General features: G+C 40.5%; 6 protein-coding genes. 2 read left to right on the top strand and 4 right to left on the bottom strand.

The genetic code is table 11. The features are described 5' to 3' along the window. From Q1V93_RS19390 to Q1V93_RS10610, 3 genes are all read right to left on the bottom strand, one after another. On the bottom strand, positions 1 to 267 hold a 267-nt coding region (locus Q1V93_RS19390), incomplete at its 3' end, for an aldehyde dehydrogenase family protein (protein ID WP_367183787.1). Positions 268 to 270: 3 nt separating this feature from the next. After that, positions 271 to 522 carry a phosphoribosylformylglycinamidine synthase subunit PurS gene (gene purS, locus Q1V93_RS10605; protein WP_124746592.1) on the bottom strand — a complete coding sequence of 84 codons (252 nt, stop codon included), beginning with the start codon at positions 520 to 522 and terminating at the stop codon, positions 271 to 273. After that, positions 506 to 1318: a CDP-alcohol phosphatidyltransferase family protein gene (locus Q1V93_RS10610; RefSeq protein WP_300664504.1), complete on the bottom strand. Its 813-nt coding sequence runs from the start codon at positions 1316 to 1318 to the stop codon at positions 506 to 508. Before Q1V93_RS10610 ends, purS begins: the two co-directional genes overlap by 17 nt. 138 nt (positions 1319 to 1456) lie before the next feature. Between Q1V93_RS10610 and Q1V93_RS10615 the strand changes: the two genes are divergently transcribed. Next, on the top strand, positions 1457 to 2563 hold the full coding sequence (locus Q1V93_RS10615; RefSeq protein WP_300664506.1) for a hypothetical protein: 1107 nt from the start codon (positions 1457 to 1459) through the stop codon (positions 2561 to 2563). 9 nt (positions 2564 to 2572) lie between these two features. Further along, on the top strand, positions 2573 to 7774 hold the full coding sequence (locus Q1V93_RS10620; protein ID WP_300664508.1) for a C25 family cysteine peptidase: 5202 nt from the start codon (positions 2573 to 2575) through the stop codon (positions 7772 to 7774). A gap of 51 nt (positions 7775 to 7825) precedes the next feature. Here Q1V93_RS10620 and Q1V93_RS10625 read toward each other — a convergent pair. Further along, the coding region (locus tag Q1V93_RS10625; RefSeq protein ID WP_300664509.1) for a hypothetical protein at positions 7826 to 8906 on the bottom strand (1081 nt) is incomplete at its 5' end.

Below are 8906 nucleotides of genomic sequence, written 5' to 3' on the forward strand. Positions count from 1 at the left end.
AAACCAATGAATCAGTTCTTCTTTATTCTGGCGAAGTTTGTTTGCAATCTCTTTGAGAAAGAGAACACGTTTCTCTATTGAAATCCGGCGGTAGGTCTCAAATGCATTTTTTGCTTTTTCCAGCGCGTCATCTACCTCTTCGGCAGTTGCCTGGTGAAAAGCCATTTCAAACGGTTTGTTTGTTGTTGGATCTATTCCAAAAAAAACATGGTTACCAAGAGCACTTTCCTGATAACCAATGTGATTTCGACCTGAATACCGGTTCATGGCTTACGCCTCCTCTACAGTATAAGAATAGCTTTCCATGATTTGGTTTGCAAGTAATTTCTTACAAGCCAATTCTACTTTCTCAGTTGCTGCTTCTTTTGAAGGTGCATCCACGAAAAGTCGTACGTGTCTTCCAACCCGCACACCTGTAATTTCAGGCAAGCCAATTGTCGGCATACTGTTAGTAACTGCTTTCCCTTGTGGGTCTAACAATGCCTCTAATGGCATCACATCGATTTCAGCTTTGAATTTCATGCGTTCGATTTTTTCGAAGAATGTGTTGAATAAATGATAATAACAGGTACAAAAGTACAATAATTGGAATGGACCAAATCAATAAAGTTGAAATAAGTATTCCACAACTTATTAAGAAAATGTATCTGATTTCATTCCCTTTCCATTTGAAAGACTTGAATTTCAAAGCAAAAAGCGGCAATTCAGCCACCAATAAAAGCGACATAACGACCACAATCGGAATCAAAACCACCGGTTGAATCAACCACATAATCAGATCATGCTCCCAACCCGTTGTTCCTCCGTATTTTGATAACAACAACGGAAACGCCATGAAAAAGATGGTATTTGCCGGAGTTGGCAACCCAATGAATGATTCGGATTGACGCGTATCAATGTTGAATTTTGCCAGGCGGAACATGGAAAAGAACGGAATGATAAGTGCCACAAAGGGGAGTTTATTGCTTAAATCCGCATTAACCAAATTATAAAGCTCAACATTCATGAACAGATTTAACATTGCAGTTGATTGAGCAATGTCAATGTTTTTTTGTTGAATTAATATCAGAACAAACATAATAATCCCCGGCGCCAATCCAAACGAAATCATATCCGCCAAAGAATCCAGTTGTTTTCCCAGTTCTCCTTGTTGTTTTAAAAGTCGTGCTAAAAACCCGTCGAAAAAGTCCAGTACTGCTGCCAGGAAAATGAAATAAGGTGCGATATCAATTCTACCTGCAAATGCTAAAATGATGGCAAAAATTCCACAGAGCATGTTACTAGCAGTAAATAAATTAGGGATATTGAACATTTTCATCGGGGTAATGAATATTTTGTTAGTTTAAATCTTTCGAAAAGGTGTAAATTTACGCTTCGATTTGATCAATATTACAACCAATTGCACAATTTTTTATAAAAGATGCAGTTAATAGCATTCGTGAGGAACTTAAATACTATGAGATTTTACCTAATTGTTTGCATCTTTTGTTGCACCTTCTTTTCGTTTGGACAAGGTTCTCTGGCTCCGAAATATTCCAATGAATTTTTAGCGATCGGTATTGGCGCCGAAGCACTTGGACTTTCCAATGCGGTTGTTGCTCAGACAAGCGGTGTAAATAGCGGATACTGGAATCCTGCAGGATTGACAAGAACCAACAAATGGCTGGATATCGGCTTGATGCACTCGGAATATTTTGCGGGAATTGCCAAATATGATTATTTAGGACTAGCACATCAGATAGATGAAAAAAGCGCCGTAGGACTTTCTGTGATCCGTTTTGCAGTAGATGACATTCCAAACACCACGCAGCTGATCGACAACGAAGGAAAAATAGATTACGATAAGATCACCACTTTTACAGCAGCAGATTACGCCTTTTTATTTTCCTATGCCCGTAAAACAAAAATTCCGGGACTTTCCTTGGGAGGAAATTTCAAAGTCATCTACCGGAAAGTCGGAAATTTTGCAAAATCCTGGGGCTTCGGTTTGGATGCCGGATTGACCTATGAAAAAAGTGATCGGTTGAAATTCGGAGCTGTAATCCGTGATATCACTTCGACTTTTAATGCCTGGATTTTCACCCTTGATGATCAGACGAAACAAGTCTTTACACTTACCGGAAACGAAATTCCCCGAAACGGACTGGAATTAACACTTCCCAGAATTATTTTAGGAACTTACTACAAGCAGCCACTCGGAAAGAAAGGAATTTATGTCTCGGGAGAAGTGGATTTGGACATTACAACGGATGGTAAACGAAATACGATTTTGAAAACCAATGTCGTCAGTTTCGATCCGCACTTCGGAATCGCATTCGGCTTCAAAGACCTGGTAACTTTGAGAGGTGGAATTTCCAACATGCAGTATATCAAAAATTTCGATGACTCAAAGAAGTTAACCATCCAACCAAATATTGGAATCGGATTACATATTAAAGCCGTATATTTAGATTATGCTTTTACAGATATCGGTGATGCTTCAACGGCACTGTATTCACATGTTATCTCCTTGCGTTTGGCATTGAATAAACCTAAAAACGCTGCTGTAAAAACAGATGAATAAGAAGAGCCTATGAAAAAACTCTACTTAATACTACTTACGCTTCTACCTTTCGTTTTTGCATGGAGTCAGCCATATGGAAATGAGTGGATTGATTTTTCTCAAAAGTATTACAGTTTCAAAATCACTCAAAACGGGCTCTACAAAGTTGATTATGCCACATTAAATGCCAATAGCATTCCTGTTTCAGGAGTAAATCCGGCAAGTTTTCAAGTTTTCGGAAAAGACAAAGAAGTTCCTGTTTATATGATTGACGGAGGTGACAATTCCTTTGATCCGGGAGATTACTTCTTGTTTTATGCCTATCGTAACGACGGCTGGCTCGATTCAGTCATGTATCCTGATCCTGCAGTGATGGGGAATCCCGGATTCAGTTTGGTCAGCGATACCCTTACGTATTTTTTTTCCTGGAAAAATGCCGGGAATGGTCTTCGTTTCACATTACAACCAGATCAAAACTATTCCAATTATTCACCAAGTGCTTTCGTCAGATCCGAATACCGGACAAACTTTTCCAATTCTTATTGCGAAGGACTTGTTGAAGGTCAGGCATCCGGCTCTATTTATTCCCGGGGAGAAGGTTACGGATACACAGAACTCAGTACGGTTTCAACCGATGTTTCCGCTGATATTCCCATACCAACTCCGGCTGTTTTTACCGGAGCTGGCGCACTTCCGGTAAAAATAGAATGCCGTGTTTCCTCCAATTCGTACGGAAGCTTCAATAATCCGCTGGGACACAATCATCACGTCAAACTCTCTTTCGGAACAGGAAACTTATTAATCAAAGACACCAGTTTCGTAGGATATTACCAGGTTAAAACAAACTCTGTTTTTGCTGCTTCTGACCTGACGAACGGAACAACGAATATTCATCATGAAATTATTGCAGATCTGAATGTTTCTGTTGACCGGCAGATATTTACCTATGCAGCTCTTTCCTATCCCAGAATCCCAAGTAGCGGCGGTCAGGGATTTGATCGTTTTTTTGTACAGAACGGAACGCTTAAAAGTCGTGTAGATCTTGCAAATTATGCAGGAGCCGCACCTTTGGTTTTAAGCTTCGGCTCGGTTCCGCGATTTGAAATACCCACTGTTGGCGGAGGGTTACTTCAATTCATTGTTCCAAACCATCCCACCAAAAGCGAAACCGAAGTGTTGGTGGTTGACATGAACGCAGCACTGAGCATCCATTCGATGCAAGCTGTAAACGGATCAGGAACATTCACAGATTTCAGCGCCATGAACCTTGATTCTGCATTGATTTTCGTGTACCATCCTGTACTTGCAAGCGGAACTGATTCTTACGTTAATTACCGGACTTCTCTTGCCGGTGGAGCACACCATGTTATTAAAGCGAATATTGAAGAATTATACCTGCAATTCGGGGGCGGAGTTATTAAACACCCTGTTTCCATTCGCAGATTTGTCAATTTCATTTACGGAAACAGCGCTCAAAAACCCGAAGGATTGTTCTTAATTGGTAAAGGAGTTGCCGTTGCAGAAACAAGAAGCAGTCCACCGAACTATGTTCATTGCCTCGTACCTCCTCTTGGACTTCCGGCAAGTGATATCGCAATTACTGCGGGTTTAATTCCTCAATTCAAATGGACACCACTTGTCCCGACAGGCCGTATTTCTGTTATGACCAATCTGGAGTTGGAGAACTATCTTTCAAAGATCATCCAGTATGAAGCTCTTCAAAGTAATCTGGGGTTGAATTTTGCCGAAACCATGAATTGGCAGAAACAGATTCTGCATTTCGTAGGAGGTTCCGATGCTTTGCAACAGGGCTTATTTCAAAGCTTCATGAACGGGATGAAAATCATTGCTGAAGACACCATTTTTGCGGGAAAGGTTACCAATTACTTTAAAACTTCCAGTAATCCGCTCGACCCGAATGTTGTTAACAGTGTTACTCAAAAAATTGAAGACGGGGTTTCGATCATGAATTTTTTCGGGCATGCAGCTGCTTCAAATAATGGTTTTGAGATCAACATTGACGATCCCAGCAACTGGAACAACTCCGGAAAGTATCCGATCATCATTGGAAACTCCTGTTACAACGGGAACATTTTTAAAACAGGTACTTCTACTTCTGAAAACTTCGTGAATATTCCCAATGAGGGAGCCATTGCATTTCTATCAACTATTTCAGTCGGGTACGACTCCCCTCTTGCGATTTATTCAACCGAACTTTACAGGGAATTTTCCTACAAAAATTACCGTCACACCTTTGGTGATCAGATCAAAAACACGATCTATCACTTGCAGCAGATTTACAGCAACTTAGCAATCGGAAGTGTTTACTACGAATCCACATGTACGCAAATGACACTGCATGGCGATCCGATGATCAAAGTAAACGGAAGCAAAAAGCCTGAAATTGACATTCCCGTTTCAGGAATTAAATTAACTCCGAACAATGTCAATTTAGCAGTAGACAGCATTGAACTGACATTTACGGTCCGAAACCTCGGAACTTCGATTAAAACGCCGGTTTATGTTGAAATCAGACGCGATTTTCCGGGAAGCAACGTGGATTCTGTCAAATCATTGTTTATTTCACACTTAAACTATGATACGACCATTACAAAAAAATTCCCGCTTCAGGCTGCAATCAGCGCCGGAGTAAACAGCTTCACCATTACAGCAGATATTCCAAATGTTTACGCGGAGGAATACGAGGAAATTAACAATAACCGTGCTACAGCTAATTTCTTCCTGAACATCGATGGAATGCTTCCTGTCTGGCCTTACAATTATGCTGTCATTCCGTACGATACAGTAACGGTAAAAGCCAGTACGATCAATCCGATTGCAAAAATGAATACGTATTTGTTTGAGCTCGACACGACTGATACTTATAATAGTCCGCAATTAAGGAAATTCTCCGTTACCGGTTTGGGAGGTGTCAAACAAGTAGCACCGAATCAATGGCTTTCAGCAGGCGGCAGTCCTTTTCCCCTGGTTTGTACAGACAGTACTGTTTATTTCTGGAGGGTTTCCGTTGATTCAACAACTCCGAGCTGGGCAGAATATTCGTTTCAGTACATTCCCAATAAATGGGGCTGGGGACAGGATCACTTCTTCCAATTCAAGAATAACTCTTTTTCAGGGATTGATTACAACAGAAACCTTCGAAAACGGGATTTTATTCTGAATGACTGGCACAAAATAGGAATCCAGGTCATGGAAACGAGTGATGCTTATGAATCGTTGTTTAATTCCTGGAGCATTGATCACAGCATTGTGGATTATGCAACCTGCGGATACAATCCTTACATCTATGTTGCTGTTGTCAACAATATTACACTGAATCCATGGAAAACACATTGTCCGGGCTGTGGAAACGGAACACCGTCAAACAGCAACAACGATCCGTCCATGAATTTTGGTAACCTGAATAATTTGGGAAGTGTCGGAGGGGCCGGATGCCGGGATCGCTTCGAGTATTACTTCACATTTAATCAGACCAGCCCTGCATCAATGGCCAATTTCATGAACATGATTCAAAATGGAATTCCCGACAGCAGTTACGTTTTGATGTACACGCCTTTTACAACTTATTTCAGTTCGTGGACAGCTAATAATCCAAATGTCTACACCATGTTTCAAAACCTGGGTTTTCCGTCTGTTAACAGTACACAACCAGACAAACCTTTTGCACTTTTCTTTAAGAAAGGAACAACTGCCATGAACCAGGTAAAGTTCTGGACAGACAGTGAAATCACCAACGATGTTCCAGCTGGAGTTGCGAAAATCAAAATCGACGTCGATGTTCTGAAACCTTCATATATTGGTGTGGAAAAAACACCACAAATCGGTCCGGCTTTCAAATGGGAAACCTTGTATTGGAGAAGAGACTCGTTGGAATCTCCTTCAACAGACAGTGTACGCATTTTTATTGAAAAGTACGATTTATTCAATGCACCCGCAGGAATTATTGATACCGTTTTCACTCCAAATGATTCAATCATTCATCTTCAGAACATCGTAGATGCGGCTCAATATCCAAGAATCAGAATCGGGATTACCAACTCAGATAAAACGAATCTGACTCCGGCTCAAATTGATCGGATTCACGTCTTATATCAGCCGGTTCCCGAAGCTGCAATTGATGGAAGTAACGGATATTACGCATCTTCCGGAGATACGATTCACGAGGGTCAGGATTTCGCTTTTGCCGTAGATGTGGTGAATGTCAGTCAATTCCCGATGGATTCTCTATTGATCAATTACTGGCTGGATAACCAGGACCACATCCAGCACATCATTCCTTATCCACGACAGGATTCTCTCAGAGTACACCAGGTTTTAAGAGATACCATTCATTTCAGCTCGGTCGGAACTCCGGGATACAATACGCTTTGGATGGAAGTGAATCCTTACGTGAATGGTTCTTTGGTTCAAACCGATCAGTTGGAGCAATATCATTACAACAACATTTTACAGCTTCCTGTTTTTGTGGTTTCAGATGACAAGAACCCGATTCTGGATGTGACTTTCAACGGGATGCATATCCTGAACGGAGATATTGTGGATCCCACAAGTGAAATCCTCATTACATTAAAGGATGATAACCCTTACTGGGTCATGGATAATATTTCTGACACAACGCTTTTCGGAATTTATTTAACCGGACCGGATGGAGTTCAGAAACGCGTTCCGTTTATTGATGCTTCCGGGAATACGATTCTTCAATGGTATCCGGCTACAAGTCAAAATCTGAAATTCAAAATCGTTTATCCGAAGGAATTCCTTCATGACGGAATGTATCAACTTTTTGTGCAGGGAAGTGACCGTTCGGGAAATATTTCCGGAGATTACGAATACAAAGTGAATTTTGAAGTGATCCGGGAATCTTCCATTACGCAAATGATGAACTATCCGAATCCGTTTTCTACGAGCACCCGTTTTGTCTTTACGCTGACCGGTACAGAAGTTCCGGACGATATCATTATACAAATTATGACTGTATCGGGAAGAGTGGTAAGGGAAATTACTGAAGACGAATTGGGATTGATCCGGATCGGACGAAACATTACGGATTACGCCTGGGATGGAAAAGATGAATTTGGCGATCCACTTGCAAATGGTGTATACCTCTACCAGGTAAAAGCCAAAATTCAGGGTGAAGATATCAAGCACCGGGAATCAGGAGCCGATCAATATTTCAAAAAGAACTTCGGAAAAATGTATTTAATGAGGTGAAAAAAGCCGTTGGAAATTCCAACGGCTTTTTCTTTCATGATTTACAGCAATTTACTCTTCAAACTCTACTTTGAACATCATATCACTTTTTCCTTTGATGTATAATTCAATCGCAAACGAATTATCCGTTAAAGGAATCACCCTGTTCAATCCATATTGATAAACTGAAATTCCATCTATTTTTCTCAAATCAAAAAGCGGCAGATACTTTCTCTCACCGGTTTGATTATCCACTCTGTGCGCAGTAACATAATCTCCTCGAACCGGATTTGTGATCTCCCCGGATTCTGTCATGGAGGCATTTCTTACAGGATCCAAAAACAAAGCGTAAGTATATTTTGCGGAAACAAACAATCTGAATGATTCGGTTATTGATCTCTTTGGGAATTTTTGCATCCATCCCAATTCACCATCCCCGTTGATTTTAACAAGAACCACATCTTCATAATGATACGTATATGTTGTTCTTCCTGTTTTTGGGTCAGTTGTACTTGTAATGTAAAAGATTTCTCCCCCTAAAACAATTCCTCCGTCTTCCAATACCTGGATATTGCGCATCGTCAGGTTCATCATTGCCAACTTACCATCCACATCTGCTTTTTCCATTTTCTCTTGTCTTTTCTCAGAAATCTTTTTGTATTTCTTAATGAAGTCCAATGAGAATTCATAAAACTTCGGAGTACTTAAGTTTCCTTTATTATCAAGGATTGTAATAAAAGCTCCGTCAGCTCCATAGGATTTAGGTTTACGGTAGTATCCGGCACAAATGATATTTCCATCCTTATTTTCTTTCATAAAAACACCGTCAGTCAGATATTCTCCCAAGTTGAATTCAACTTCATTCAAACCACCTTCCGAATTCGCAATCAAAATCGCCAAACTTTGATTGTCAGCCATCTCTCTGTTTTTACGGGTAACTTCCTCTTTGTATTTCCGGATCAAAAAGTAACCGTTTCCATCTGAATCTACCGTGAAATCCAGGTTATCCATCAAGCTTTCCGTATATGGCATTTCATACTCATTCCCCCAAACTTTATCCATTTTGGAATCAAAAGCATACATCCCGATAATGTCATTATTATTGGAATCATCTTTTACCTTCGGTTTCTTTCTGTAGCTAACCACCATCATG

Source organism: Fluviicola sp., assembly GCF_030151805.1.
Taxonomy (GTDB): domain Bacteria; phylum Bacteroidota; class Bacteroidia; order Flavobacteriales_D; family Crocinitomicaceae; genus Fluviicola.

Bases quoted from the DNA above. Each gene is read 5' to 3' on its own strand.
- purS (WP_124746592.1), bottom strand. From the start codon at position 522: ATGAAATTCAAAGCTGAAATCGATGTGATGCCATTAGAGGCATTGTTA.
- Q1V93_RS10610 (WP_300664504.1), bottom strand. From the start codon at position 1,318: ATGAAAATGTTCAATATCCCTAATTTATTTACTGCTAGTAACATGCTC.
- Q1V93_RS10615 (WP_300664506.1), top strand. From the start codon at position 1,457: ATGAGATTTTACCTAATTGTTTGCATCTTTTGTTGCACCTTCTTTTCG.
- Q1V93_RS10620 (WP_300664508.1), top strand. From the start codon at position 2,573: ATGAAAAAACTCTACTTAATACTACTTACGCTTCTACCTTTCGTTTTT.